Here is a 25,555-nt window from a genome sequence, read left to right on the forward strand (position 1 = left end):
CGGCCGGCGGCCGGCCGTACGTCTCCTCGAAGCTGCGCACCATGGGCGTTTCGAACCCGAAAGGGCTGGCAGTCCCCCCGCCGGTCAGGAATTCCAGCTCAATGCCCGCGCCGGCATACCGGCGCACGGCGGCGGCGAGCTGGCCGGCGCGGTGGGCTCGCGCTTCATCAAAGCCGAAGCTCATCCGCACGTAGCCCGAGACCGCCAGGGAATCCTCCCCCTCTGCAGTGCGCGCCCACATCTCCGGGTGTTCGTTGGCGAAGGAGGTCAGGGTCAGGATGGGCAGTTTCTCTCCCACCGGGGAGTGCCAGTTGGGGAAGCAGGAGCCATCAATGTCCGGTGCAGTGTAAAGGATGACCTGCAGTCCCCGCTGGCGCGCCTCGTCCACGAGGAAAGCGATGGGGTCCCATCCTATCTCCGTATAAAAGCGCAGAGGGGCCAGCACAGCGGCTGGGTTCCACGGTCGCCGGCCGTCCTCGAAGCGCAGGAACGCCGGCTCTCCCGAATGGAAAAAGCTGAAGTAGGGCAGGAGGGTGCGGATGCCGGCCGCGGCGCACTGGTCCAGGAACTCGCGGATGGCCGGTGCCTGGGCCGGCCGAGGGTAATAGTACACCCCGCCGATGCCGCACCACAGCCTCAACCCCTTTCCTGCCGCCTGGGCGCTCATAGGGATCTCATTCGTACTTGATGCGCGGGTCAACGATGGCATAGGCGATGTCGGTCAGCAGGTTGGCGCCCAGCACCAGGATGGCGGTGAACATGTTCAGCCCCATCAGGGTGGTGTAGTCTTGGTTCAGCACCGCCCAGATGTTGAGGGAGCCCATGCCCTGCCAGTGGAAGATTTGCTCGACGATGACGGAGCCTTCGAAGAGGGCCGGCAGACGCAGGCCGATGACCGTGACCAGCGGGATGAGCGCGTTGGGCAGGGCATGCCGCAGGATGACCACCCATTCCCGCAGTCCCTTGGCGCGCGCGGCGTTCACATAGTCCTGCCGCAGTACGTCCAGCATCGAAGAACGGGCGTATCGCACTAAGGGCGCGGTGATGCTCACCGACAGCACGATGACCGGCATGATCATATGCTTCAGGCGGTCCCCCACCGAGAAGGGTTGTCCCAGCGTCTGCATGCCGGAGGTGGGGAGCCACTGGAGTTTCAGCGCCAGGATAAAGATGAGGCCAAGGGCCAGGAAGAATCCCGGCACACTGACCGCGGCGAAGGAGAACAGGGTGGTGAGGTAGTCGATCCACGAGTATTGCTTCACCGCCGAGATGATGCCTATGGTGATGCCCACGATGATGCTGAGGAGCAGTGCCGACATGGTGAGCTGTACCGTGGGCCAGATGCGCTCGCCAATAAGTTTGGCGACGGGCTTCCGGGTGATGAGGGAGTAGCCCAGGTCACCGCGCAGGACCCGTCCCAGCCACATGACGTACTGCACGGGGAGGGGTTGATCCAGCCCCAAGCGGGCGCGCTCCCGTTCGATGAGTTCGGCGCTGAAGCCTCCCTGGGTGGGATCGATCATGCCCATTACCGGGTCGCCTGGGGCGAAGTGAATGAGCAGAAAGACGATAACGGTGATGCCGAACAAGACTGGGATAGAGATGATGAGCCGGCGAATGATGTATTTGGTCATGTGCCCAACCTGACAGACTGGGATACGGCGGCATAACAGGCGGGAACTCCATGCCTGTTATGCCGCCGCGGTCGAAGCCTTACTTCTCAAAATACCATTCGGTGATGTTCCAGGTCAAGTAGCCCGGGTCGGCGCTGGGCTTGAGCCCCTTGAGGCCCTTGTTGATGCCGAAGAAGACGTTGGGCGTGTAGAAGAAGAGGCTGGGAAGCTCTTCGTTCAGGATGGCGCTGGCCTCCCAGTAGATCTTCTGCCGCTCCTTGATATCGCTGGTGGCGACGCCCTGGGCCATCAGCTCGTCGAAGCGCGGGTTGCAGAAGCCGATGACCAGCTCCGCCCAGCCGGCCTTGCAGGTGTAGTACAGCGAGGAAACGCTGGGATCGGCGCCGAAGCGGCCGCCGGCGTTGCGGATGAGGTCACCCTCGCCGTTGATGGCGGCGCTCAAGAAGGCCGCGCTGGTGACCAGCTTGATGTCCAACCGGATGCCGACCTTGCTGAGCTGTTGCTGGAGCACCTCGCCCAGCTTGCGGGCTTCCTCGGAAGTGTTGGACAGGTAGACCAGTGTGATGGGTTTGCCTTCCCAGAGGGCGGTGCCCTTGTCGTCGAAGGTCACGCCCACCGCGGTCATCAGCTCCTTGGCCTTGTCCAGGTCCTGGTCGTACTTGTTGAGGTTAGGATTGACCGCCCAGTCAGGGCCGAAGATGGAGCTGTAGATGGGGGTGGCTTCGCCGCCGGCGACCACCTGGATGACGGCGTTGGTGTCAATGGCATAGGCTAGGGCCTGGCGGAAGCGCTTATCTTGCAGATAGGGCTTGGGCGTCTTGGTGATGCTGTAGCCCTTGCCGCCCTGCTCCTTGGGCTTATTGAGCTGGGCGATCTGCTCCTCGTTGCGGAAGTCAAAGTGCGTGACGTAGTAGCCGATGCCCTTCACCTTAGCGACTTCGACGTGCGGCAGTCCCTCGAAGCGCTCCAGCTCTTCGGGCGGGATGAGGGCGACGTCGATTTCGCCGGCTTCCAACTGGGCCAGCATGGTGGCGGTGGACTCAAAGAGCTTGATGTAGACCTCGTCGAGGGTGGCCGGCGTTCCCCAGTAATCCGCTTTCTTCTTCAGGTGGATGTACTGCTCGGGCACGAATTCCACGAAGTCATACGGGCCAGAAGTGACCGTCGGAGCATCCACATACGGGTGCTGTTCCAGCTCCTCCGGCTTCACGTCCCCCAGGATGTGCTTGGGAAGGATGCCCAGGTAGGTGTTGAACAGGAAGGCCGCGTTGGGCTGTTTCAGCTCGAAGCGCACCGTGTGGGCATCCACCGCCTGGATACCCTCGATCTTGTCGGCCTCGCCCTTCTGGTATTCGGTGGCGCCCTTCACGCTGGAGAAGTTGTTGGCCCAGACTGCCTGGCCGACGACGGGATGGATGGCCAGGTGATAGGTGAAGACGACGTCATCGGCGGTGAGAGGGGTGCCGTCGCTCCACTTGGCGTTCTCCGGCAGGTGGAAGATGTATTCGGTGGCATCTGCGTTGACATCGATGGAGGTGGCCAGGTGGGGGATGGGCTGGACCTTGTCGTCGAACCAGGTGAGGGCCGGCAGGATCAGCGGGAAGGCCAGGAACTGCGGGTTGGATGTCATCCAGATGGGGTTGAAGTGTTTGCCGGTCATGCCGCCCGTGCCGATGAAGACCGGACCGCCCTGCTTGATCGGCGGGGGCACAGGGGTGGGGGTGACCACTTCTTTGACCACAACCGTTTCCTTGACGGGCACGGTTTCTTTGACCACCACGGTCTCCTTGACCACCTTTTCGACGACTTGTGGGGTGGCAGGAGCGCAGGCGGCCAGCATCATGACGATGACCAGGATGGCCAGCACAGCATACGACAGCCGACGCATGGTACTCCCTCCTTCTAGAAATTAGGATTAGAGTGTGTCACAGGTTTTTGGGTCAAACGCGCAGTCGTTCTTCCTTCTCGTCCGTCCTCCTTTCTATGGTGTGCATGCGCTGGGGTCAGCAAGAAGCTGATTATTCGGCCGGCTCCCTGGCTTCCATGGCCCGGCGGGCGCGCCGCTCCAGGTCGGCCAGGTGGTCCAGCATGGCCTGTCGGGCGCGTTCCAAGTCGCGCGCCTCGATGGCATCCACGATGCGGCGGTGGCCGGCGGCATACCTCTGCGGCGCCGGCACCTCTCCCTTCTCCGTTCCCCACTCATAGGGGATGCGGAAAACGGTGATGGGTTCGAGAAGGTCCATCAAGATGCGCTTGCCGGTGGATTCCAGCATGATCCGATGGAAGCGAATGTGGGCCTCGACAGCTTTCTCGGGGTCAAAGGCGTTCTGCTCGTAATCGTCCATGGCCTGGCGCATGGCCGCAATGTGTTCCGGGGTGGCGTGGTGAATGGCCTCCTCCACGACGACCAGCTCGAGGGCGCGGCGCACAAGGTACAGTTCCCAGGGGGTGTAGTCGCCGCGGCGCACGGAGAGGGCGATGGCTTCTGCCAGGCGGTCGCGGCCGCTCTGGGTGACGAAGGTGCCGACGCCGTGGCGGATTTCCACCAGGCCTTTGGTGGCCAGGACGCGAATGGCGTCGCGCACGACGGTGCGGCTGACCTGGAACTGCTCGGCCATTTCGTTTTCAGTGGGGAGGGCTTCGCCGGCGCAGAAGTCCCCGCGCACGATCATTTCCTGTAGGCGGTCGGCGATGATCTCATGGAGGCGCTGTTTCCTAACCGGGGCCATCCGCATCTCTTGCATCCGCCGCACCTCTCTGACATATGATGTCATGTCATATACTCATCAGGTCATCATACAACTATTACTATTATAGCACCATTCATCCGAAAAGTCAAGGGCGGTTTTGCGCCGATGAATTGGCAAGCGCGCCTGAACATGGTATAATGCCGGGGCTGAAAATTTCCCCGCCGGCGCGGGGCCAAGAGGTTGAGATTCCTATCATGCGCATCCTGCTGTACACGGGCAAAGGAGGCGTGGGCAAAACCAGTGTCTCGGCCAGCACCGCACTGCGCTGTGCCGACCTGGGCTACCGCACCATCGTGGTGAGCACGGACCCCGCCCACAGCCTGGCCGATTCCTTCGATATGCCGCTGGGGGCCGAACCCACGCCCATCACCGATAACCTGTGGGGGCAGGAGATTGACCTGCTCTATCAGATGGAAAAGTACTGGGGCACTGTGCAGGAGTATCTGTCCGCCCTGCTGGCCTGGCGCGGGCTGGACCAGCTCCTGGCGGAGGAGACCGCCGTCCTGCCCGGCATGGAGGAGCTGGCCAGCCTTCTGCAGATCGTGTATCTGCACGACACGGGCGACTACGATGTCATCATCATTGACAGTGCCCCCACCGGGGCGACGCTTCAACTGCTGGCCTTCCCGGAGATGGCGCGCTGGTACCTGGACCGCATCTTTCCCATTCAGACCAAGGCCATCCAGCTTTCACGCCCGATTTTGCGTGCCGTGACCGATATGCCCATCCCGGAGGACCACCTCTTCCGCACCATCGAGCAGTTGATCCGCGAGCTGGAGCGCATGCATCAACTGCTGACGGACCCGGAGCTGTCCTCGGCGCGCATTGTGCTCAATCCGGAGAAAATGGTCATCAAAGAGGCCCAGCGCGCGCTGACCTATCTCAACCTGTACGGCTATTCGGTGGACCTGGTCGTCGTCAACCGCGTACTGCCGGCCGATGCCGCCGGCCCCTACTTCGACACCTGGCGCCAGACCCAGGCACGCTACTTGCAAATGATCGAGGAAATGTTCTCGCCCCTGCCGATGCGCCTGGTGCCCATGTTCGAGGACGAGGTGGTGGGGCTGGAGATGCTCAGGCGCATGGCGGAGCGCATTTACGGCGATGAGGACCCGACCAGGCTGTATTTCCGGGGGCTCACCCAGACGGTGGAGAAAGAGGGGAACCGCTATTACCTGCGTCTGCCCCTGGCGCTGGCGCCGAAAGAGGCCATCCAGCTCACGCACGCCGGCGAAGAGCTGGTCATCCACATCGGCAACTTCAAACGCACCCTGCTGTTGCCGAGGGTGCTGGCCGGCCGGCAGGTGCTGGGCGCCCAGTACGCCGATAACGTCCTGACCGTCACCTTCGGCGAAAATTCCCAGCACGCCTCGCAGGAGGGGTGAACCGTATGCCGCCGGCCTGGGAAGAGCACCTGCACGATTACAACGAGGGCCTTGGCCTGGTCTATGAGCGCTTCGTACTGAACGACTTCCTCCGGGCTCTACTGCGGCGGTATCCCATCCAGACGGTGCTGGAGGCGCCGATATACGGCATGGCCGGCATCACCGGCATTAATTCCGTGGTGCTGGCGCAAGCCGGCTGTGCGGTCACCCTGGCGGATGATGTTCCCCAGCGGCTGGCCGGCGTCCAGCGCATCTGGGGCGAGCTGGGGCTTCCCGTCTGGCTGGTGGCTGTGGAGGATTGGGCGCGCCTCCCCTTTGCCGATGAATCCTTTGACCTCTGCTGGGAGTGGGCCGGCCTGTGGTATTTATCCGACCCTGCCGGCCTCCTGCGAGAACTGGCGCGGCTGAGCCGGCGGGTGGTCTTCGTCGCCATGCCCAATACCCTGCAGGTGGGGTACTGGCTGCGCAAGCACGTGCTGGAGCCGGAGTTTGTGCGCTACGTGGATGAGCGCTGGGCGGATATGGGCCGCATCCGCCAGGTGTTGGAAGGGGCCGGCCTGCGCATCGCGGCGCAGGGGGTGCTGGATGTGCCGCCTTGGCCGGACACGGTCATGCCGGCGGCGGAGGTCCTGCGCCGGCTGGGCATCCGCTCCCAGCGTCTGGAGAGCCGCTTCACCGGCGATGCATGGTCCTGGAACATCATGGAGTATTACCTGGGGCGCCGGCCGGACCTGCGCGCCCGCGTCATGAAATACGCGTTCCTGGACCGGGCGTCCCTGCCCTGGCCGCTGAAGGCGGTCTGGGCCCATCACCGCTATCTCATTGCCGTGAAAGCGAGGTAAATCCCCGCGGTGTCCCTGGTGCGTCTGCTTCCCCGACTGCCCGCATACTGGCTCTTTCGACGGTTCGGCCGGCCGCGAATGCTTCCCTTCAGCCTGGTCATCAGCGTCACCTACCGCTGTAACTCCCGCTGTAGCACCTGCAAGGTCTGGCAGAGGCAGGCGGAGGAGCTGAGCCTGGAGGAGTGGCGGCGTGTCTTCGCGCATCTCGGAAAGACGCCCTATTACATGACCTTCAGCGGCGGGGAGCCGTTCCTGCGGGATGATCTGGTCGAGATAGTGCGCAGTGCCTATGAGCTGTGCCGGCCGGCGGTCATCACCATCCCGACCAACGGCCTGTTGACCGAACGGGTGGCGGCCGACGTGGATGCCATTGCCCGCGCCGCGCCGGGTGCCCAGATCGGCGTCAATCTGTCGCTGGACGATGTGGGCGAGGGGCACGACCGCATCCGCAATGTGCCCGGCAACTGGCAGCGCGCCATGGAGACCTATCGCCGGCTGAAGGCCCTGCACCACCCCAACCTGACCATCAGCATCCACACCGTCATCTCCACCCTCAACGTGCGGGACATCCCGCGCATTTACGAGGGCCTGATGGCGCTGGAGCCGGACTCGTACATCACGGAAATTGCCGAGGAACGGGGGGAATTGGGAACCGTTGGGCTGGCCATCACCCCGTCGCCGCAGGAATATGCCCAGGCGGCGGAGTTCCTTATCCAACGTCTGGCGGAACACCGCTTCGCCGGCTTCGCCCGCATCACGCAGGCCTTTCGCGCCGAGTATTACCGCCTGGTCCAGCGCATCCTGTTCGAGCGCCGGCAGGTCATCCCCTGCTACGCCGGCTGGGCCAGCGGACATATCGCGCCCGATGGGGATGTGTGGACCTGCTGTATCCGCGCCGAACCCATCGGCAACCTGCGGCAGGCCGATTACGACCTGGCGCGCATCTGGTTCGGGGAGGAGGCCGGCCGACTGCGGCGGAGCATCGCCGCCGGCGAATGCGCTTGCCCCATGGCCAACGCCAGCTATGCCAACATGCTCCTGCATCCGCCCACCCTGGGGCGCGTGGCCCGGCATCTTATCAGCACCTTCAGGAGGTGACCTGTGAGCCGTGTTTCGGACAGGCCCGCTCCGCCGGCCGGCTGGCGCCGCTATGGGCCGGCGCTGATCGCCCTGGCCGCATATGTGCTCCTGAGCCTGGTCCTGACCTATCCCCTGGTCCTGCACCTGGGCACGCATGTGCCGGGGAGCGAGACCTGGGCCTTTGACGAGTACACCTTCGTGTACAACCAGTGGTGGTTCAAATATGCCCTGCTGGACCTGGGCACCAACCCCCTTTATTCCGATTACATCTGGGTGCCGGTGGGCATCAATTTCGTGCTGTACACCTACACCATTTTCAACGCCGCGCTCTCCCTGCCGCTCCAGCCCTATTTCAACCTGGCGCTGACCAGCAATCTCATTATGCTCTTCTCCACCGCCATGAGCGGCTTCGGCGCCTTCCTGCTGTTGCGCTATCTGCTGGCGGAGCGCCGGCGCAGTGGCCGGCTCTCCCCCTCCGCATACTGGTGGGCGGCGTGGGTGGGCGGAGCGCTGTACGCCTTCGCTGGCAACCGCTTCGTCTATCTGGCGCTGGGCCATTACGACATGGTCAGCACCGAGTGGTTGCCCCTCTTCGCCCTCTTTTTCCTGAAGACCCTGCGCGAGCGCCGGCCCATCCACCCGGTGCTGGCCGGCATCTTCGCCGCCTTCGCCATGCTGTGCGAGATGATCTTTGGCGTCTTCCTGGCCCTGCTGGCGCTGGTGTTGTGGCTGTGCGAGCGCCCGCTGAAGGAATGGTGGCAGGCCGGCCGGCAGGAATGGGCGGCGCTGTTGGGCCGGCTCGGCCTGCTGGTGCTGTCGGCCGGCGTCTTGTATGCCCCAATGCTGGTCTTCATCCTGCGCGAGATGCGCAAGGGGTACCTGCTGAGCGGGTGGGGCGATGCCCTCATCCTCTCGGCGGACCTGTTCAGCTTTATCACCCCAACTAAGCTGAACCCTATCTTCGGCAATGATTGGACGGCGGAGCTGGCGGCCGTCAAGCAGGGCACCGCCCGCTTCTCCGACGTGAACACGGTGGTGGTGGGGGTTGCCGCCATCCTGTTGGTGATCCTGGCCGGCGTGGTCTGGCGGCGGAGTGTGCGCGCCTGGCTGGCCAGCGCGGTGACCTTCGCCGTGCTGTGCCTCGGCCCCTTGCTCCAAATCAACGGGCGCTATCTCTTTGACTTGGACGGCCTGCAGACGACGGTGCCGCTTCCGTTCATTATCTTGCATTATATTCCTATCGCCAAAGGCAATCGCGCACCCAACCGCAACAGCGTCATCCTGATGCTGGCGGTGGCGGTGCTGGCCGGCTATGCGGTGGCCTGGATCCTGGAGCGCGCCGAGGGGAGGTGGCGGAAGCGCTGGACGACGCCGGCCCTCTCCCTCCTGCTGTGCGCCGGCCTGCTGGTGGAGCATCTCTCCGTGCCCCTTCCGCTGACCGACGCGCGGGTGCCGGCCTTTTACTATCAGCTCGCGCAGGAGCCGGGGGATTTTACCATCCTCACCCTGCCCCTCGGCTGGCGCGACAGCTTCGGCGTGCTGGGCGCCGAGGATACCCGCACCCAGTATTACCAGACGGTGCATCACAAACGGCTGTTGAGCGGCAACTCTGGCCGGCATGAACCCACCAAGACCGAGTACTATGCTTCCATCCCCTTCTTCCAGGCGCTGGCCGACATCGAGCTGTATCAGCCGGCAGACCCGACCCTCGTTCAGCAGGCGGCGGAGCAGGCGCCGGCGCTGGCCTATCTCTATGACCTGCGTTATGTGGTGGTGCATCCGCCGGTGCCCGGCCGGCCGCCCTATTCCGACACCTGGGACGAGGCGGAGCAGTTCGTCCTGCAGACCATGCCGCTGGACCCGACGCCGGTGTATGCGCAGGATGGACTGCGCGTGTACCGGGTGCTTCAGCCGCCGGCGCAGGATGGGTTCCGGATAGATGTCGGCACTGCCGGCTGGGAAATCTATCGCGGCGAAGGGTGGGACCGCGACGAGGACATCGGCGGCACGACGGCCGTCTGGGCGACGGGGGCGCCGGCGCGCCTCTTCCTGCCCCTGCGCGAGGTGAAGGACCGCCGGCTGACCCTGCGCCTGCTCCCCTTCGACTTCCCCGGTGCGGGGCCGCAGAAGGTGGAGGTGCGGCTGAACGGGCATCTGCTGACGCCGGCGCCCGAGCTGGCCCCCGGCTGGCAGGAGTACGCCTGGGACGTGCCGGCGGGTTACCAGCGCCCCGGTCTGAACGTCATCTCGCTGACCTTCTCCCGCTTTGACGCGCCGCGGCAGGTCCTGCCGGCCCAGCGCGCTATCGGCACGACCGGCGTGGAGACACCGGTGGATATCGAGGTCCACAGCGCGGACGAGGCCGCCGGCGATTTCGCCTACATCACCATCGGAGATGAGCGGCAGAAGGTGGATGGTTCGACGCATCGGCGCGGCTATAATTTCGCCGTGCTGGAGCCGCGCACCGGCCGGCTGGTGCAAAAGGCGGCTTTTGACACTGCCGCCAGCGCCCATGAGGCGCAGAAAATGGCGGAGTTTCTGGCGGATGTGCCGGCCGGCTATATCGTGGTGGGGGCGGTGCGCGGGCGCGGCGCCGATCGCCTGACCGATGAGGCGGTGCAGGCCCTGCGGAGCATCGGCTCGGGGGTGGACCCGCGCCAACAGCCGACGTGGAGCCATGCGCTCATCGGCGTCAAGGGGGCGCCGGCCGGCAGTGCGGCGGAGGTGTGGCAGGCCGGCCAGTCCTGGCTGAGGGTGGGGAGCAACCCGGATGCTCGCACCCTCTCTGCGGCGTTGGATTGGGCGGAACTGCGGTAGGCCGGCTTGCGGAAACGCAAAGAGGGCCTATGCCGGTGCAGGGGCATAGGCCCTTTCTTGCGAGCAGGGATTGGTGAGCGGCTTACATCAAGATGCCGGCGCTGTGGGGCCGCTGGCCGCGCGCAGTGCCTCGTTGAACGCCTTCATCAAGCGCGACTTACGGCGCGCCGCGTTGTTCTTATGGATGACGCCTTTCTCCGCGGCGCGATCCAGGGCGCTGACGGCCCGCTTAATGGCCTCTTTGGCGGCTTCCAGGTCTCCGGCCGCGATAGCCGCACGGGCGCGCTTCACATAGGTGCGCGCGGTAGAGCGGTAAAAGCGGTTGCGCAGTCGGCGCTTCTCCGCCTGGCGCATGCGTTTCAGGGCAGACTTCGTATTGGGCAACGGTATCCTCCTCAGACCACACTAGCGAACTGGTGCGGATGGCGGGTTCCTGGGGCCGGCGAGCGCGTACCAGCCGTTTGGCCCCGCACATCCTGACGATGCGGACCTGCTTCACCTTGGCGAACGGGTGTACTCTTCTGGCATCGCGTTGAACCTTTATACATGAAATGGGCGGTTTTGTCCAATTCTGGCCGGCGAAGTGTCGGAAATGGCCGCGCGTTGAAGGGCTGGGGCGGGGGTGTCCGCTTGGGCCGGCCGTGACCCTTTTGACAAAAACGCCATATCGGTCTACATTATGCCGTGCACATCGTGTGCAGCTCGCAGATGATCGAGGACAGCGATATCTTCCCCGTATGCGACATCGTGCGTTAGGACCGCTGTGGGCAGATGATACTCCCGGGCCTGGGATATAATGGCCGGCAATGAGCGGCGCTGATGACGGTTGTTGACCAGATCAAAGACCGCCTGGACATTGTGGATGTGGTCTCCGCATATGTGCCCCTGAAGAAATCAGGGCGCACCTACAAGGGGCTTTGCCCGTTCCACGCCGAACGAACCCCCTCTTTCGTGGTCTTCCCGGAGACCGGCACCTGGCACTGCTTCGGGGCCTGCGGGACGGGCGGCGATATCTTTACCTTTATCATGCGCATTGAGAAGGTGGATTTCGGGGAGGCTCTGCGCATCCTGGCGGAGAAGGCCGGCGTCCTGCTGGAGGAGCGCCGGCCGCAGGAGAAGGCCCGCCAGGACCTGTTGGACCGTCTGCGGGGGGCCAATGCCGCCGCGGCTGCCTTCTTCCACCAACTGCTCCTGCATTCGCCGCAAGCGGAATTCGCCCGGCGCTATCTTGCCGGCCGCTATCTTACCCAGGAGACCATTCAGTCCTTTGAGCTGGGCTATGCGCCGAACGACTGGGAGGCGCTGTCGCGCCATCTGACGGCGCAGGGGTACACCATCGCCGAACTGCTGGAGGCCGGCCTGATCATCGCCCGCGAAGAGGGCGGCCATTATGACCGCTTCCGCAACCGGCTGATGATCCCCATCCGCGATCGGCGCGGCCAGGTCATCGGTTTCGGGGCGCGCGCCCTAGATGACACTCCACCCAAATACCTGAACTCCCCGCAGACGCCCATTTTCGACAAGGGGGCGGTGCTGTTCGGGCTGGACCGGGCCGCCAAGACCATCCGGGCGCGCAGTGAGGCCGTCATCGTCGAGGGGTATATGGATGTGATGATGGCCCATCAGCACGGCGTGACCAACGTCGTGGCGGCGATGGGCACCTCGCTGACGGAGGAGCAGTTGCGCGTCCTGGCGCGGCTGGCCGGCCGGCTGGTGCTGGCCCTGGATGCGGACGCGGCCGGCGACCAGGCGACCCTGCGCGGTCTGAACCTGGCCCGCCAGAGCATCGGCCGGCGGCGCGTGCCGACCCTGCGCCCCGACGGCACTGTAGGGGAGGAGGAGCGGCTGGCGATTGACCTGCGCATCCTGACCCTGCCGGCCGGCATGGACCCGGACGAGCTCATCCGCCAGGATATCGCTCGCTGGAACGAGCTGGTGGTGCGCGCTCAACCGCTGGTGGAATATATGATGGCCCATATCCTGCGGGATGTGGACCTGCGGGATCCCCTCCAGAAGGCCGCCGCCGTGCGCCAGATGAAGCCCATCCTGCTGGAACTGCAGGATGACATCGAGCGCTATCATTATATCCAGCGGCTGGCCCGCCGGCTGATGCTGGACGAGCATGTGGTGGAGCGCGAGGTCGTTGGAGCAAGGCCGGCGCGGCCAAGCACCCGGCTGGGCCGCGGACGCCGGCCGAGCGCGCCGCCAGAGGCCGGCCCAGCGGAGGAACAGCGGCCCCTGCCGGCCGGCCGGCGGGAGCTGACGCTGGAGGAGCTGTGCCTGCTGTACCTTTTGCGCTATCCGCGGGCCATTTTCCCGCTGTCCTTTGCCTTTGCCGAGGCCGGCGTGCCCTTCTTGGCGCCCGAGGATTTCCAGCGGCCGGAGAACCGCTATCTCTTTGAGCAGATCCAGCGCGCCGCGGAGGAAGGGCAGTTGGCGGAGCCGGCCGTGCTGGCCGGCCAACTGCCGGCCCCCCTGGCCGGCTATCTCCAGGAGCTTCTGGAGCGGGCCGAGATACCGCTGGAAGGATTGGACGAGGACGAGGTTCTTCAGGACCTCTCGCGCAGTGCCTTTTCCCTGAAAGGGCGCGGCATCCGCCAGCAGTTAAGCAGTCTGCGCTTTCTTTTGGAAGAGGCGGAGCAGTCCGGAGATGGGGAACAGGCCGGCCGCTTTGCCCGGCTGATCCAGCAGTATTCGGTGACCCTGGGGGCGATCGACCAGGCCTTGTATCGGCTTTCCCTGCGGGGAAAGCGGGACGTGGTGTAGGGATTCGGGGGATGACATTTCAGCCCCCAGCGAACTATGCATCCCAACAGGATGGGGGAATAGTATGAAGGCACGCCGTCACTGCACGCAGTTGCCGTCCCTCGCGCCGGCGCGGTCCTTTCAGGCCAGTGCTTCCCGCCGTTCGGCCCAGAGACCCCGCCTGTCCGCATCTTCCGCCGGCCGGCATGCTCCACGGAATACTCACCCCAGCGCAGTGCACCCGCAGGCGCCCCATGAGGAAGACTCGGAGGAACTGCTGGCGAAGCTGGAGGAGTTTGACGCGGAGGAACTGCGCCGGCAGGCCCGGCTGGAGGGCAGTGAGGACCCCGTCTATATGTATCTCCAGGAAATCGGACGGGTGCCCCTGCTGAACGCCCAGGAGGAGATCGCCCTGGCCAACGAGATACGCGCCGGCCAGGAAGCGGAAAAGCGGCTGCGGAAGAAGCAGTATCAGAACGAGGTGGAGCGCCAGGAGCTGGAGGAAGCGGTCAGCGCGGGGGATATTGCCCAACGCAAGCTCATCCTGTCCAACCTGCGTCTGGTGGTCAGTGTGGCGAAGCGCTATGTGGGCCGCGGGATGTCCCTGCTGGACCTGATCCAGGAGGGCAATATTGGCTTGCTGAAGGCGGTGGAGCGCTTCGACCCGGATATGGGGAACAAGTTCAGCACTTATGCCATTTGGTGGATTCGCCAGGCCATCACCCGTGCCATCGCCGATCAGGCGCGTACCATCCGCGTGCCGGTGCATGTGGTGGAGAGCATCAACCGGCTTCTGCGGGTCCAGCGCCAGCTTCTTCAGGAGCTGGGGCATGAGCCTACCACGGAGGAGATTGCCGTGGAGATGGGGTTCCTCAGCGCCGGCGACCTGGAGGCTGTCCGGCAGTGCCGCGTCAGGGGGGTGGAGCCGCCGGCGGAAGTGCGCCGGCGCTTCTACAAGGCTGTTAGCAAGGTCCGTCAGATCATCCAGGTCTCCCAGGAACCCCTGTCCCTGGAAACCCCCGTGGATGAAGAACAGGATTCCTCTCTGGCCGACTTCATTGAGGACCGTGCCGTCCAGGCGCCGGTGGATGTGGCCACGCGCAACCTCCTGCGGGAACAGATGCAGGAGGTGCTGACAGACCTCACGGAAAGGGAGCGCCAGGTGTTGGAACTGCGCTTCGGCCTGGCGGACGGCCAGCCCCATACCCTGGAAGAAGTGGGTGCGGAGCTGGGGGTGACGCGCGAGCGCATCCGCCAGATCGAGATCAAGGCGCTGGAGAAACTGCGGCACCTCGACCAAAGCCGCAAACTGCGGGATTACCTGCTTTAAAACAAACATTGTGGTACCCTAGTACTATTGAAACCCGATATTTTATGGAATACAATGGAACCAGCAAACGGGGACGGCATTCTGAGCAGGGACTCAGCACTCGAAACCACAAAGAAAGGAGGTGAACGGCGATGTTGTTTCTTCCTCGTGAGGAGGGCCAGGGGCTGGTCGAGTACGCGCTGATTCTTGTTCTGGTCGCTATCGTTGTTATCGCTATTCTTATGGTGCTCGGCCCGACCGTCGGCAACGTGTTCAGCCAGATCGTGAGCGCGCTGAGCTAAGATCAGCAGGTACACTGCAGCCAGCATCGTGGACATGAAGAAAGGGGCTCCTGGAAAGGAGCCCCTTTTCTTTTCATGTAAGGCTCAGCAGAGATTGGCCGTCCAGGTCTCCGGGGTTCGCCACGCCCATCAGCTCCAGGATCGCCGGCATCACATCGGCGACCCAGGGGGTGCGCGCCGGCGCGATGCGCCGGCCGGCAATCACCAGCGCCGCATCATCGTACGTGTGCATCCCCACCAGCGCCGGCCCTTTGTAGGTCAACTGCTCCTTGTTCACCGAACCTTTGGGGTCAAAGCCCTCGTGCGGCACCAGGATGATATCCGCCGCCTGTGGGAGCAGAGGCCCATGGTAGATTTCCTCGCGCCGCAGGGCGGCGCGGAACAGGGGCCTGCCGGTATCGGGATCGCGCAGGGCCAGCGCGCCCTGGATGATGCGCTCCCGCCAATGTTCGTATTCCGCCGGCGGCACGCGCCCATCCCGTTCCCTCCCGCGCAGGTTAAGGAAGATGCGCCCGGGGTCCATGCTGTAGGCGATGGTTTCGCCGCTGATGTCCGCCACCGACTTGGGCGCCGGCACGGCGAATTTCAGCCACCCTTCCTCGGCCAGCCAGTGATTGACGTACACCTCTTTCTCCAGCGTGCAGAAGCCGTGATCGGACATGATGAGCAGGTCGGTGTGTTCGTCCAGCCGGCGCATCAGCTCCCCGATAAGCTGGTCGAGCTTCTGGATGAAGGCGAAAAAGCGCGGCGCGTAGACCGGGTCGTTCGTCTCCATCTCCTCCCAGAGGAAGTGGAACAGGCGGTCGGTCTCCATGATATGGCAGTGGAAGTAGTCCCATTCCTCCTGCTCCATCAGGCGGAACATGGCCTCCACGCGGCGGTCGAACACCAGGTTGACGTCCTCCAGCAGTTTATCCTTGGACTCGTGGCCCAGCCAGGGATCGGTATCGATGCGGTAGCCCCAGGATTGGAGCGCGGCGGCCAGCGCCGGCGGGTAGACTGCCTTCTCCAGCTTCGGCGCCAGGAAGTCGGCGATCAGGATGCCGTTCACCGGCCGCGGGGGATAGGTGACCGGCACGTTGATGACGATCACCCGTTTGCCAGCGGCGCTGAGGATCTCCCACAGGGTGGGGCTTTTCATGGCCTGGGAGGTGGGGATGAAAACCTTCATCGTGGCCGGCTCGCGGTCCACGAAGCCGAAGATGCCATGTTTGGCCGGGTTCTTGCCGGTCATGAAGGAGGACCAGGCCACCGAGGAGACGGTGGGGTGCACCGAGTTCATGCGCAGGAGGGTGCCGCCGGCGATGACTTTGGCCAGATGTGGCATACGGCCCTCGTGGATCATGCGCTGTATGAAAGTGTACGGTGTGCCGTCGATGCCCAGCACGATGACGCGCCGGCGAGCAGAGGCGGCCGGCTTCTTGCGGTCGAACAGGCCCATAGCAGTCTCCTGATGTGCTCAATGTGTGGGCGTATGGTGTGCCCAGACCGACATGATAGCACCGCACGGGGATTCGGACAAATGGGCCGGCGGCATGGGGAGGTGACAGGGGGAGGTGACAGTCACCTGCCAGGTGACTATCTCCTCCCGGATTCCAACAAAAAGGGTACCATACGATGTATGGTACCCCAGGGTTGTGCGGTGGAACAGGAGCCGGCCCTTATCGGGCGGTCAGCGGCACCCAATTGGCAAAACTTTCCATATGTCCCCAATAGGCGTTGTAGCCGGTGAGGGCCCAAATGAGGGCGGCCACCAGGAGCACCAGCGCGCCGAGGGTGCGGAGGACGCGGTTGTGGCGCCAGTGCAGGGTGGGCAGGGCGAAGACGCCGCCCAGGCCGGTGAGGATGAAGCCGATGCCGGCCAACACTGGTTCCTTAGAAAGCCCCAGATTCATGAAGCGAAATCCCATCAGCACCGAGGCCAGGCCAGGGAAGAAGGCGTACAGGCCCAGCAGTTTCAGATCCCAGTTCAATGCCAGCGAGAGCGCGGCGCCGAAGAGCAGGAAGCCCAGGAACACCGAGAACTCGCCATAGGGGATGTTGTAACTACCCGAAATGGGCCAGGTGAAGCTCATGTGGAACCCGCTGATCAGCGCGATGAGACCGGAGATGCCGAAGCCGGCCACCCAGCGCTTCTGGTCCGCATCATCCAGCCCGCGGAACACGTACCATGCCAGCAGTACCAGTCCGCCCACCATGTTGATGAGCATCAACGTCAGATAATCTACCATCGTCGTGCCTCCTTGAGAAGAGAATGTGATGAAATGCGGCGCGAGAGGGTATATATCACAGGTCTCAGAAAAAGTCAAAAATACAGTGAACATATAAACAATATGCGAGGAAAGCTATGTTTAGATGACAGTACAAATTGGTAAATTATCATCGCAATAAACAAATACGGAAATACACATCCCCTGGCGATGCATCGCCAGAGGATGTGATGGTTCGGGAGATGGGGTTAGATGTATCCCAAGGAGCGCAGGCGCTCCTCCACGACCTCGGCTTCTTCCTCGGAGTAGACGTCCTCGGGCGCCGGCGGGAGGTAATCCAGCTCCTTAAGCTTGCGCATGATCTTCTCGACGCTCTCCTCGACGGTCTCGCGGTCGGAATGGATCACGACTTCGGGGTTCAGCGGCGGCTCGTACGGGTCGTTGACGCCGGTGAAGTTGGTGATCTCGCCGGCCAGCGCCTTTTTGTACAACCCCTTGACGTCCCGCTCCATCAGGACCTCCAGGGGACACTCTACGTACACTTCCACGAAGTTGCCGATCTCCCGCCGCACCTCATCGCGGATTTCCCGGTACGGGGAGATGGCGGCGGCGATGGCCACCACATTATTGCGCGTCAGCAGTTTGCAGACGAAGCCGATGCGGCGGATGTTGGTATCGCGGTCCTCTTGCCGCACCACGTCGCCGTCCAGGACTTCCACTTTCATGCCGCGGGCGCGCAGGCGTTTCTCGACCTCGCGCGCCAGGGTGGTCTTGCCGGCGCCGGACAATCCGGTGAACCAGATGGTGAATCCTTTGTGTTCCATAGCGCATGCTCCGCCAATGTGCTGGTGTGTCGGATATTATCCGATGAGGATGGGTTTGCCTTCCATGTCCGCCGGCACCGCCAGCCCCATGGCCGTCAGGATGGTGGGGGCGATGTCCAGGATCTGCCAGCCGTCCTGCACCTGCCGGCCCAGGGACTGCCGCGGGTCATAGAAGATGGCCATGCCGTAGGGTGCATGATTGGCGTCGTCTGGGCCGGTGTCATTCTCAAAGGTGTGGACGGTGCCCAGCCCGACGGTGCCGACGGAGCGCCACAGCAGGCCGCCGAAGTAGACGATGAGGTCGGGCGGGATGTTGCGGGTCTCCTTGTAGATCTTCTCCGGCTTGAGGACGATGGTGCCGATGGGCCGGCCGTCGGGATCGGTGATGGCCTCCAATTTGGCGATGAGTTCATCCCGCACCGCCTCATATTGGGCGGGGTCAATGATGCCCTGGGGTTCGCGACCGCGCACGTTGAGGAAGAGCCGGCCGTAATAGCCCCCTTCTCCCCAGGCCATGGTGCGCGACCAGTCGATTTCCAGGTCCTGCAGGCGCGCCGGCTTGTCGGGATAGCGCTTCAGCGTCAGATAGCCCTCTTTGATGAGCCATTCGTTGATGCAGATGCCGCCGTCCATCTTCATAGCGCCGTGATCCGATACGACGATCACCACGGTGCGGTCATCCACCAGCTCCAGCAGTTTGCCGATCTGCTCGTCCACGAAGCGGTAATAGTCGCGGATGGCGTTCTCGTACTTGTTGCCCGGCTCATACTTGGGATGGGTCTTGTCCATGTATTTCCAGAAGCCGTGGTGAATGCGGTCAATGCCCATGTCCACCATCATGAAGAAGTCCCACGGCTTCTCGGTCATCAGGTGCCGGGCAACCTCGAAGCGCTGGCGCGTCATCTCGTAGATATCGCGCAGGAGCCGGTCCTTGTCCTCCGTGCGGAAGTCCGGCACGTCGAGCATGAACTCGCCCACCCAGCGCTCGATCTCCTGGCGCAGTTCGGCCGGATAGGTATACTGGCTCTGGGTGCTGGGTGTGAGAAAGTCGGTGATGACGTATCCGTTGACCGGCTTGGGCGGGTAGGTCTGCGGCACGCCCAGCAGGATGACGCGCTTTCCCTCCCGCGACAGGATGTCCCAGACCGTGTCCACGGTGATGGCGCGCGAGTTAGCGATAGTCAGCTTATCGTAGCTGTAGTCGGCGCGGTTGCGAAAGCCGTAGATGCCGAGCTGGCCGGGGTCTTTGCTGGTCATCATACAGCTCCACGCCGGCACCGTGATGGGCGGCTCGGTACTGCGCAGGCGGCCGTACAGGCCGTTGGCCATCAGCCGGCTCAGGTTGGGCAGTTCCTGCCGCCACTGTTCGAAGACCAGGCTCGGCTCGGCGCAATCCAGGCCGATGACCAGCACCCGGCGCCCCTTGCCCTGGGCGCGGGAGGCTTCCAGAGCTTGTTCCCGCGTCCTGCGGCGCAGGCCCTCAATGAGCACGCGCGAGACCTCCGGCCGGGTGAATTCCGCCGGCAGCATCTCGCCGTTGCGCAGTTTCTCGCGCACCTGCGTGCCGCTCAAAGAAATATGGAACGATTTGTCGTGCGGGCAGGATTTGGGTGTGACGATGGCATCGCACTTGCGGCAGTAGAAGGCATGCTCGAAGAAGAGGGGGGTGATGCCCAGCTCTTCGGGCTTGAACTCGTCGAAGATGTACTGGGCGTCGTAGGTGCCGTAGTAATTGCCGACGCCGGCGTGGTCGCGCCCGACGATGAAATGGGTACAGCCGTAGTTTTTGCGGCAGATGGCGTGGAAGATGGCCTCGCGCGGGCCGGCGTAGCGCATGGCGGCGGGGAAGACCCCCAGAATGACCCGCTCCTTCGGATAGTAGTTCTCCAGCAGGACCAGGTAGCTTTGCATGCGCACGTCCGCTGGGATATCGTCGTCCTTGGTCTCCCCGACCAGCGGGTTCAGGAACAGGCCGTCGACGATTTCCAGCGCTGTCTTCTGGATGTACTCATGGGCGCGGTGGATGGGGTTACGGGTCTGGAAGCCCACCACGCGCTTCCAGCCGCGCTCGGCGAACATACGGCGGGTTTCCGCCGGGTCAAAGCGGAATTCCTTAAAGGGGCGCTCTGCCGGCCGGTTCAGCAGATAAATCGGGCCGCCCAGCAGTACATCCCCCTGCGCGTACAGCCGCGCCACCCCGGGATGCTTATCGTCCGTGGTGCGGTACACCAGGCGCGCCTCGCGCTCTTTGTCGTACTCGAACTTCTCTTCCAGGGTCATAATGCCCAGGATATTGCCGTTGGGCTCCTCCAGGGCGATCTCCTGCCCCTCCCGCAGGGCATCGGCGCGCTCCCGCTCCACCGCCAAGGTGATGGGGATGGACCACACCAGCCCATTGGCCAGGCGCATGTGCTCCACCACGCTTTCATAGTCGCGGCGGGTCATGAAGCCGGTCAGGGGGCTGAAGACGCCCGTGCCAATGAGTTCCAGGTCGGACACGTTGGTGGGAGAAAGGGTGATGCGCGGCAGGGAATAAATGCGTTCCAGGACAGCGTCGCGCAGGACGCCGCGGAGCTGACGATCGATCAATGTGCCGCCGTGTGGGGGAATGGTTTCCTGTAGGGACATCGCTGTACTGCTCCTCAATGGCCTCGGATATCCGCGTTTCCACGATGCTTCATTGATGTATCATGGAAAGCTTCATAAAGTATACCCCAGAGATCATGGATTGTCAAAAAGAAGCGCTTACGCCGGCGCCCAGCTTCACCGCCGGCCGTTTGCGGGAAGGGGAGCGGGGATGGGGCTTCGGAACAAGGTACATCCGCTATATTTTGCCAAGCCCTCTCACAACGCCAGTTGACGGCCGGCCCATTCCGTGCTATAATTAAACTCGCAAAGCGCGTATCTTCGATTGTTTCCCGAAAAGGAGTGCCTGCCTTGGCCGAGATCACCTTTCGCAAACTGCCGCGCGATACGCTCACCGACCAGGTCATCCATGAAATCCGCCGTATGATCCTCTCCGGCCAGCTCCAGCCGGGCGAAATGCTCCCTGCTCAGCCGGAACTGGCACGCCAGTTGGGCGTTGGCGTGGCAACCGTGCGGCGTGCCATTGCCGCGCTGTGCGCCGTCGGCCTGCTGGATTCCCAACCGGGGCGGGGCACCACGGTCAATCCGGATGGGTTAGCGGTCCTGCAGGCCAGCGCCCTGCTCGCCGGCCCTCTCGACCCCATCCACACCACCGCCGTCTATGAGGCTCGCCAGATCATCGAAATCCCACTCACCCAACTGGCCGCCCAGCGCGCCACCCCGGAGGAGCTGGAGGAGATCCGCCATGCCCTGGAGGACATGGAGGCGGCCATTGATGACGACGCCGCATTCACCACCGCGGACCTCCGGTATCACTACGCTGTCGCACGCGCCAGCCATAATGACCTGCTGGCGCAGTTCTATCAGGTCTCCCGGACACTGCTCTCCGAGGTCATCGAAAAGGTTGTCAGCCTGCGCGGCATTAAGGAGGAAGCCCTGCGGCTCCAGTGGGAGACCTATGAGGCCATCGCCATGCATGATCCGGAGCGCGCCGGCGCCGCGGCGTCGGAGCAGTTGCAGCAGGTGCTGGATTTGTTGAAGCGCGCCGGCTACGTCCGTTCCCTCGATTGACCGGCCGGACATCCACAGGGTTCCGCCTGGCCGGCCCAACCGCCAGGGCCGGCCAGATCAATATCATCGGTTTCCGCACAGGGGAAAGGAGAGCCTCATGCGCACCAATTACCGCGTCAATGCCACCGTCCAGTTTTCCGCGCTGTCGCCAGATCAGATCGAAGAGATCGTCAGCGCCTCGCTGGAAATCCTGGAAGGGGTGGGCATGCGCATCCACTCCGATGAGGCAGTGGACATGCTGGAGGCCGCCGGCGCCACCGTGGACGGCCAGGGCCTGGTGCATATCCCCGGCTGTCTGGTCAAGCACGCGCTGAACCTAGCGCCGGGCCGGGTGGTGCTGGCCGGCCGCGACGGGAGCCGCAAGGTCGTGCTGGAGAAGGACCGCATCTACTACGGCACCGGCTCGGATACCCCGTTCTTCATTGACCCGCGCACCGACGAACGCCGCAAGACGGTCTATCAGGATGTGTATGATGCCGCTCGCACCGCCGATGCCCTGCCCAACATTGACTTCTTCATGTCGCTGGGGCTGGTATCCAATGCCCCGACGCAAACCTATGACCGCCATCAGTTCATGGCCATGATCACCGGCACCAGCAAGCCGATGGTCATCACCGCGGTGGACCGTCAAGGGCTGGAGGACCAGCACCGCATGGCCTGCGCTGTGTTGGGCGGCGAGGATGCTTTCCGGCGCAACCCGCTGTTCGCCATTTACATTGAGCCGATCTCGCCGCTTCAGCACTCCAAAGAGGTGGTGGAGAAGCTGTTCTATGCGGCGGAGCACGGCATCCCGATCGTCTACACGCCGGCGCCCACCGCCGGCTTCACCGCGCCGATGACCCTGGCCGGCATCATGGCCCAAGGCCTGGCCGAAATGCTGGCCGGCGTGGTGATGGCCCAACTGCGTTTCCCTGGGGCATCCATCATCATCGGCGGCGTGCACACCGTGATTGACATGAAGACCATGATCTTCTCCTACGGCGCGCCGGAGTTCCTCCTGCTCAGCGCGGCCCTGACCGATGTCGTGAAATGGCTGGGCTTGCCGATGTTCTCCACCGCCGGCTGCAGCGATGCCAAGGTGTTGGATGGGCAGGCGGCCCTGCAGGCCGGCCTCTCCATCCTCTTCGCCGCGCTGTCCGGCGCCAACCTGATCCATGACGTGGGCTACCTGGAATCCGGTCTCACTGGCTCCCTGGATATGCTGGTGCTCTCCGACGAAATTGTCGCTATGGTGAAGCGCATGCTCCAGGGCGTGCCGGTCACGCCCGATACGCTGGCGGTGGACGTGATCGCCCAGGTTGGTCCAGGGGGGCATTTCATCTCCACGGAGCACACCCTGCGGCATTTCCGCCAGGTGCTCTGGCAGCCGGAACTGCTGGAGCGGGATGATTATGCCGGCTGGGAGGCCAAGGGGCGCAAGACCCTCTCCGACCGGGTGCGGGCCAAGGTACTGCGCATCCTGGAGACGCATGGGCCGGCGCCCATCCCGCCCGAGGCCATGCAGGCCATGCGCAGGATTGTGGAAGAAGCGGACCAGAAGTACGCCTGAGACGGCAAAGGGGGAAATCATGACGCGTTATCCCGATCTACGCTTTCGTCCGGTTCTGCGGACGCTCAGCGATGAGCAGGTCCGGCAGATCCATCTGGCGACGTTGGAGGTGCTGGAGCGCACCGGCGTGCAGATCACCCATCCGCGGGCGAAGGAGATCCTCGCCGGCGCCGGCGCGCGTGTCCAGGGCGACCGGGTGCGCATCCCGAGCTGGATGGTGGAGGATGCCCTGCACAAGGCCCCGCACCGCGTCGTGCTGGGGACGCGGGGCGGCCAGCGGACTGTCTTGCTGGAAGGGGACAAGGTCTGGTTCGGTCCGAGCCTGGACTGCATTGATTATCTGGACCCCGTGACGGAGGAGCGCCGGCCTTTTACCAGCGCCGACTGCGCCGTGACAGCACGCGTGGCGGATGCCCTGCCCAATTATCATTGGGTGATGACCATCGGCATGGCGGCGGATGTGCCGGCGGATATCGCCGACCGGGTTATCGCCAAGCAGGTGCTGACCAACTGTGAAAAGCCCTTTGTGTTCTGCTGTAAGGACGTGAACAGCACGCGCGATATCTACGAGATGGCCATCGCCATCGCCGGCAGTGAAGAGGCCTTTCTGCAGGCACCGTTCATCATCCACTACTCGGAGCCGGTATCGCCTCTGCTGCATTATGACCCGGCCATCGAGAAGCTGATGTACTGCGCGGAGAAGGGCATCCCGCTGGTGTATTATCCGGCGCCGATGGCCGGCGGCACCGCGCCGGCGACCTTCGCCGGCGTCATCGTGCAGGGAAGCGCCGAATCGCTGAGCGGCCTGGTGCTGGCCCAACTGGTGCGGCCAGGGGCGCCCTTCATCTACGGCGCCTTCACCACCATCATGGACATGTCCACCACCATCTTCTCCTACGGCGCGCCGGAGATGTCCCTCATGGCGGCGGCCATGGCCCAACTGGCGCAGTTCTACGGCCTGCCGTTCTTCGGCACCGCCGGCTGTACCGACGCCAAGTTCCCCGACCCGCAGGCGGCGGCAGAAGCCGCCTTCTCCTGCTTGAGTTCCGCGCTGGCCGGCGCCAACCTGGTGCATGACTCCGGCTGGCTGGACCACGGCTCGGTGGCGTCGCCGGCGTACATGGTGCTGGTCAATGAGGTGCTGTACATGGTGCGGCAGTTCCTCCAGGGCCTGGCGGTCAACGAGGAGACGCTGGCTGTGGACATCATTGACAAAGTGGGCCCGGGCGGCCATTACCTGAACGAGGAGCATACCCTGCGCCATTTCCGCGAGGTCTGGTACTCGGAGCTGTTCGACCGGGCCATGCTGGACCAATGGAAGCAGAAAGGCGGCAAGCGGTTTGAGGAGCGCCTGCGGGAAGCGACGCAGAAGGCCATGGCGCATACGCCGGCGCCCCTGCCGGCGGAAGTCCTGCGGGAGCTTGACCGGATGGCCGCATACTGGAAATAACCCAAAGGAGGCGGGCATGGCGGTCTTCAGCAAGATGATCCAGACGGTGGATTCGCATACGGCCGGCGAGCCGACCCGGCTCATCCTGGCCGGCTTGCCCCCGCTGCCGGGGCAGACCATCGCCGAGAAGTGGGCCTATGCGCGCCAGCATCTGGGCGGGGTGCGCCGGCTGTTGATGTGCGAGCCGCGCGGGCACGCCGATATGTTCGGTGCCCTGCTACTGCCGCCGTGCCGGCCCGATACCGACTTCGGCCTGTTGTTCTGCGATACGGCGGACTGGCTTTCGATGTGCGGCCACGGCACCATCGGCACGGCCACCGCCCTGGTGCAGTTGGGGATGGTGGAGGCGCGGGAGCCGGAAACGGTCATCCGGTTTGACACGGCGGCCGGCGTGGTGGAGGCGCATGTGGAAGTGGAGAACGGACGGGTGCGGGGGGCCTGGTTCCAGAACGTGCCCAGTTTTCTGTATGCCCATGACCTGCGCCTGGAGATCGCCGAGGTCGGCACCATCACGCTGGACATCGCCTTTGGCGGCAACTTCTTCGCCGTGGTGCCGGTGGAGCAGGTGGGCTTACGGGTGGAGCCGCAGTATGCCCGCCGGCTGAGCGATGTGGGGATGAAAATCCTGGCGGCGGTGAACGAGGCTTTCCCGGTCCAGCACCCGACCCAGCCGCATATCCGCTCCATCGGCCTGGTGGAGTTCACCCAGCCCGGGGAGAACGGGGCAGATTACCGCAATGCGGTCATTTTCGGGGCCGGCAACCTGGATCGCTCGCCGTGCGGGACGGGGACTTGTGCCCGGATGGCGGAGCTGTATGCATTGGGCCGGCTGGCGTTGGGACAGCCCTTCATCCATGAGTCCATCCTGGGCACCCGCTTCGAGGGCATGCTGGTTGGCGAGACGAAGGTGGGGCCTTTTGATGCGGTCATCCCCCGCATCAAAGGCTCCGCCTATATCACCGGATTTCATACCTTCGTGGTGGACCCGGAGGATCCGCTGG

General features: G+C 63.9%; 20 protein-coding genes. 11 read left to right on the forward strand and 9 right to left on the reverse strand.

What is annotated here, in order from left to right; all coding sequences use genetic code 11:
* The 4 genes from H5T60_00695 to H5T60_00710 all read right to left on the reverse strand — a co-directional run.
* Positions 1 to 667: hypothetical protein (locus H5T60_00695; protein ID MBC7240950.1), on the reverse strand; the 667-nt coding region annotated here is incomplete at its 3' end.
* Positions 668 to 674: 7 nt separating this feature from the next.
* Complete coding sequence (locus tag H5T60_00700) at positions 675 to 1,634, reverse strand: ABC transporter permease (GenBank protein MBC7240951.1); 960 nt, start codon at positions 1,632 to 1,634, stop codon at positions 675 to 677.
* 79 nt (positions 1,635 to 1,713) lie between these two features.
* Complete coding sequence (locus H5T60_00705; GenBank protein MBC7240952.1) at positions 1,714 to 3,522, reverse strand: hypothetical protein; 1,809 nt, start codon at positions 3,520 to 3,522, stop codon at positions 1,714 to 1,716.
* A 130-nt stretch (positions 3,523 to 3,652) separates the two neighbouring features.
* The gene (locus H5T60_00710; GenBank protein MBC7240953.1) at positions 3,653 to 4,363 is read right to left on the reverse strand and encodes a FadR family transcriptional regulator; all 711 of its coding nucleotides are present in this window, start codon (positions 4,361 to 4,363) and stop codon (positions 3,653 to 3,655) included.
* A gap of 215 nt (positions 4,364 to 4,578) precedes the next feature.
* Here H5T60_00710 and H5T60_00715 point away from each other — a divergent pair, with 215 nt between their 5' ends.
* The 4 genes from H5T60_00715 (at position 4,579) to H5T60_00730 (ending at position 10,508) form a co-directional block, all read left to right on the forward strand.
* A complete protein-coding gene (locus H5T60_00715) occupies positions 4,579 to 5,769 on the forward strand; it encodes an ArsA family ATPase (GenBank protein MBC7240954.1) in 1,191 nt (396 codons plus the stop codon).
* Between the two features lie 5 nt (positions 5,770 to 5,774).
* Positions 5,775 to 6,611, forward strand: coding sequence for a methyltransferase domain-containing protein (locus H5T60_00720; protein MBC7240955.1), 837 nt, complete (start codon positions 5,775 to 5,777; stop codon positions 6,609 to 6,611).
* Positions 6,612 to 6,689: 78 nt separating this feature from the next.
* The gene (locus H5T60_00725) at positions 6,690 to 7,709 is read left to right on the forward strand and encodes a radical SAM protein (protein ID MBC7240956.1); all 1,020 of its coding nucleotides are present in this window, start codon (positions 6,690 to 6,692) and stop codon (positions 7,707 to 7,709) included.
* A gap of 3 nt (positions 7,710 to 7,712) precedes the next feature.
* Entirely contained in the window at positions 7,713 to 10,508 is a 2,796-nt protein-coding gene (locus H5T60_00730) for a hypothetical protein (GenBank protein ID MBC7240957.1), read from the forward strand.
* A gap of 87 nt (positions 10,509 to 10,595) precedes the next feature.
* On the opposite strand, the gene H5T60_00735 is transcribed toward H5T60_00730, so the two are convergent.
* A complete protein-coding gene (locus H5T60_00735; protein ID MBC7240958.1) occupies positions 10,596 to 10,892 on the reverse strand; it encodes a 30S ribosomal protein S20 in 297 nt (98 codons plus the stop codon).
* Between the two features lie 435 nt (positions 10,893 to 11,327).
* On the opposite strand from H5T60_00735, the gene H5T60_00740 reads away from it, so the two are divergent.
* The 3 genes from H5T60_00740 (at position 11,328) to H5T60_00750 (ending at position 14,864) form a co-directional block, all read left to right on the forward strand.
* Positions 11,328 to 13,274 carry a DNA primase gene (locus H5T60_00740; protein ID MBC7240959.1) on the forward strand — a complete coding sequence of 649 codons (1,947 nt, stop codon included), beginning with the start codon at positions 11,328 to 11,330 and terminating at the stop codon, positions 13,272 to 13,274.
* 64 nt (positions 13,275 to 13,338) lie between these two features.
* The gene (locus H5T60_00745; GenBank protein ID MBC7240960.1) at positions 13,339 to 14,583 is read left to right on the forward strand and encodes an RNA polymerase sigma factor; all 1,245 of its coding nucleotides are present in this window, start codon (positions 13,339 to 13,341) and stop codon (positions 14,581 to 14,583) included.
* Between the two features lie 131 nt (positions 14,584 to 14,714).
* Entirely contained in the window at positions 14,715 to 14,864 is a 150-nt protein-coding gene (locus H5T60_00750) for a Flp family type IVb pilin (protein ID MBC7240961.1), read from the forward strand.
* A gap of 73 nt (positions 14,865 to 14,937) precedes the next feature.
* Here the strand turns inward: H5T60_00750 and H5T60_00755 are convergent, their stop codons facing one another.
* From H5T60_00755 to H5T60_00770, 4 genes are all read right to left on the reverse strand, one after another.
* Positions 14,938 to 16,305, reverse strand: coding sequence for an alkaline phosphatase family protein (locus H5T60_00755; GenBank protein ID MBC7240962.1), 1,368 nt, complete (start codon positions 16,303 to 16,305; stop codon positions 14,938 to 14,940).
* A 220-nt stretch (positions 16,306 to 16,525) separates the two neighbouring features.
* Positions 16,526 to 17,095, reverse strand: a complete 570-nt coding sequence (locus H5T60_00760; protein ID MBC7240963.1) for a DUF981 domain-containing protein — start codon at positions 17,093 to 17,095, stop codon at positions 16,526 to 16,528.
* A 227-nt stretch (positions 17,096 to 17,322) separates the two neighbouring features.
* A complete protein-coding gene (gene cysC, locus H5T60_00765; protein ID MBC7240964.1) occupies positions 17,323 to 17,898 on the reverse strand; it encodes an adenylyl-sulfate kinase in 576 nt (191 codons plus the stop codon).
* Positions 17,899 to 17,934: 36 nt separating this feature from the next.
* A complete protein-coding gene (locus H5T60_00770; GenBank protein ID MBC7240965.1) occupies positions 17,935 to 19,428 on the reverse strand; it encodes an alkaline phosphatase family protein in 1,494 nt (497 codons plus the stop codon).
* A 1,407-nt stretch (positions 19,429 to 20,835) separates the two neighbouring features.
* Between H5T60_00770 and H5T60_00775 the strand changes: the two genes are divergently transcribed.
* From H5T60_00775 to H5T60_00790, 4 genes are all read left to right on the forward strand, one after another.
* Entirely contained in the window at positions 20,836 to 21,555 is a 720-nt protein-coding gene (locus H5T60_00775) for a FadR family transcriptional regulator (protein ID MBC7240966.1), read from the forward strand.
* Between the two features lie 97 nt (positions 21,556 to 21,652).
* Positions 21,653 to 23,104 (forward strand): trimethylamine methyltransferase family protein, encoded by a 1,452-nt coding sequence (locus tag H5T60_00780; GenBank protein MBC7240967.1) that lies wholly within the window; start codon positions 21,653 to 21,655, stop codon positions 23,102 to 23,104.
* Between the two features lie 19 nt (positions 23,105 to 23,123).
* Positions 23,124 to 24,554, forward strand: coding sequence for a trimethylamine methyltransferase family protein (locus H5T60_00785; GenBank protein MBC7240968.1), 1,431 nt, complete (start codon positions 23,124 to 23,126; stop codon positions 24,552 to 24,554).
* 16 nt (positions 24,555 to 24,570) lie between these two features.
* A partial coding sequence (locus H5T60_00790; GenBank protein ID MBC7240969.1) for a proline racemase family protein occupies positions 24,571 to 25,555 on the forward strand: 985 nt, incomplete at its 3' end.

The organism is Anaerolineae bacterium (assembly GCA_014360855.1).
In the GTDB taxonomy this organism is placed as follows: Bacteria; Chloroflexota; Anaerolineae; order JACIWP01; family JACIWP01; genus JACIWP01.

Excerpts from the sequence above, each read along its gene's own strand:
- H5T60_00700 (MBC7240951.1), bottom strand. The coding sequence starts at position 1,634 with ATGACCAAATACATCATTCGCCGGCTCATCATCTCTATCCCAGTCTTG.
- H5T60_00705 (MBC7240952.1), bottom strand. The coding sequence starts at position 3,522 with ATGCGTCGGCTGTCGTATGCTGTGCTGGCCATCCTGGTCATCGTCATG.
- H5T60_00710 (MBC7240953.1), bottom strand. The coding sequence starts at position 4,363 with ATGGCCCCGGTTAGGAAACAGCGCCTCCATGAGATCATCGCCGACCGC.
- H5T60_00715 (MBC7240954.1), top strand. The coding sequence starts at position 4,579 with ATGCGCATCCTGCTGTACACGGGCAAAGGAGGCGTGGGCAAAACCAGT.
- H5T60_00720 (MBC7240955.1), top strand. The coding sequence starts at position 5,775 with ATGCCGCCGGCCTGGGAAGAGCACCTGCACGATTACAACGAGGGCCTT.
- H5T60_00725 (MBC7240956.1), top strand. The coding sequence starts at position 6,690 with ATGCTTCCCTTCAGCCTGGTCATCAGCGTCACCTACCGCTGTAACTCC.
- H5T60_00740 (MBC7240959.1), top strand. The coding sequence starts at position 11,328 with ATGACGGTTGTTGACCAGATCAAAGACCGCCTGGACATTGTGGATGTG.
- H5T60_00745 (MBC7240960.1), top strand. The coding sequence starts at position 13,339 with ATGAAGGCACGCCGTCACTGCACGCAGTTGCCGTCCCTCGCGCCGGCG.
- H5T60_00750 (MBC7240961.1), top strand. The coding sequence starts at position 14,715 with ATGTTGTTTCTTCCTCGTGAGGAGGGCCAGGGGCTGGTCGAGTACGCG.
- H5T60_00755 (MBC7240962.1), bottom strand. The coding sequence starts at position 16,305 with ATGGGCCTGTTCGACCGCAAGAAGCCGGCCGCCTCTGCTCGCCGGCGC.
- H5T60_00760 (MBC7240963.1), bottom strand. The coding sequence starts at position 17,095 with ATGGTAGATTATCTGACGTTGATGCTCATCAACATGGTGGGCGGACTG.
- cysC (MBC7240964.1), bottom strand. The coding sequence starts at position 17,898 with ATGGAACACAAAGGATTCACCATCTGGTTCACCGGATTGTCCGGCGCC.
- H5T60_00770 (MBC7240965.1), bottom strand. The coding sequence starts at position 19,428 with ATGCTGCCGGCGGAATTCACCCGGCCGGAGGTCTCGCGCGTGCTCATT.
- H5T60_00780 (MBC7240967.1), top strand. The coding sequence starts at position 21,653 with ATGCGCACCAATTACCGCGTCAATGCCACCGTCCAGTTTTCCGCGCTG.
- H5T60_00785 (MBC7240968.1), top strand. The coding sequence starts at position 23,124 with ATGACGCGTTATCCCGATCTACGCTTTCGTCCGGTTCTGCGGACGCTC.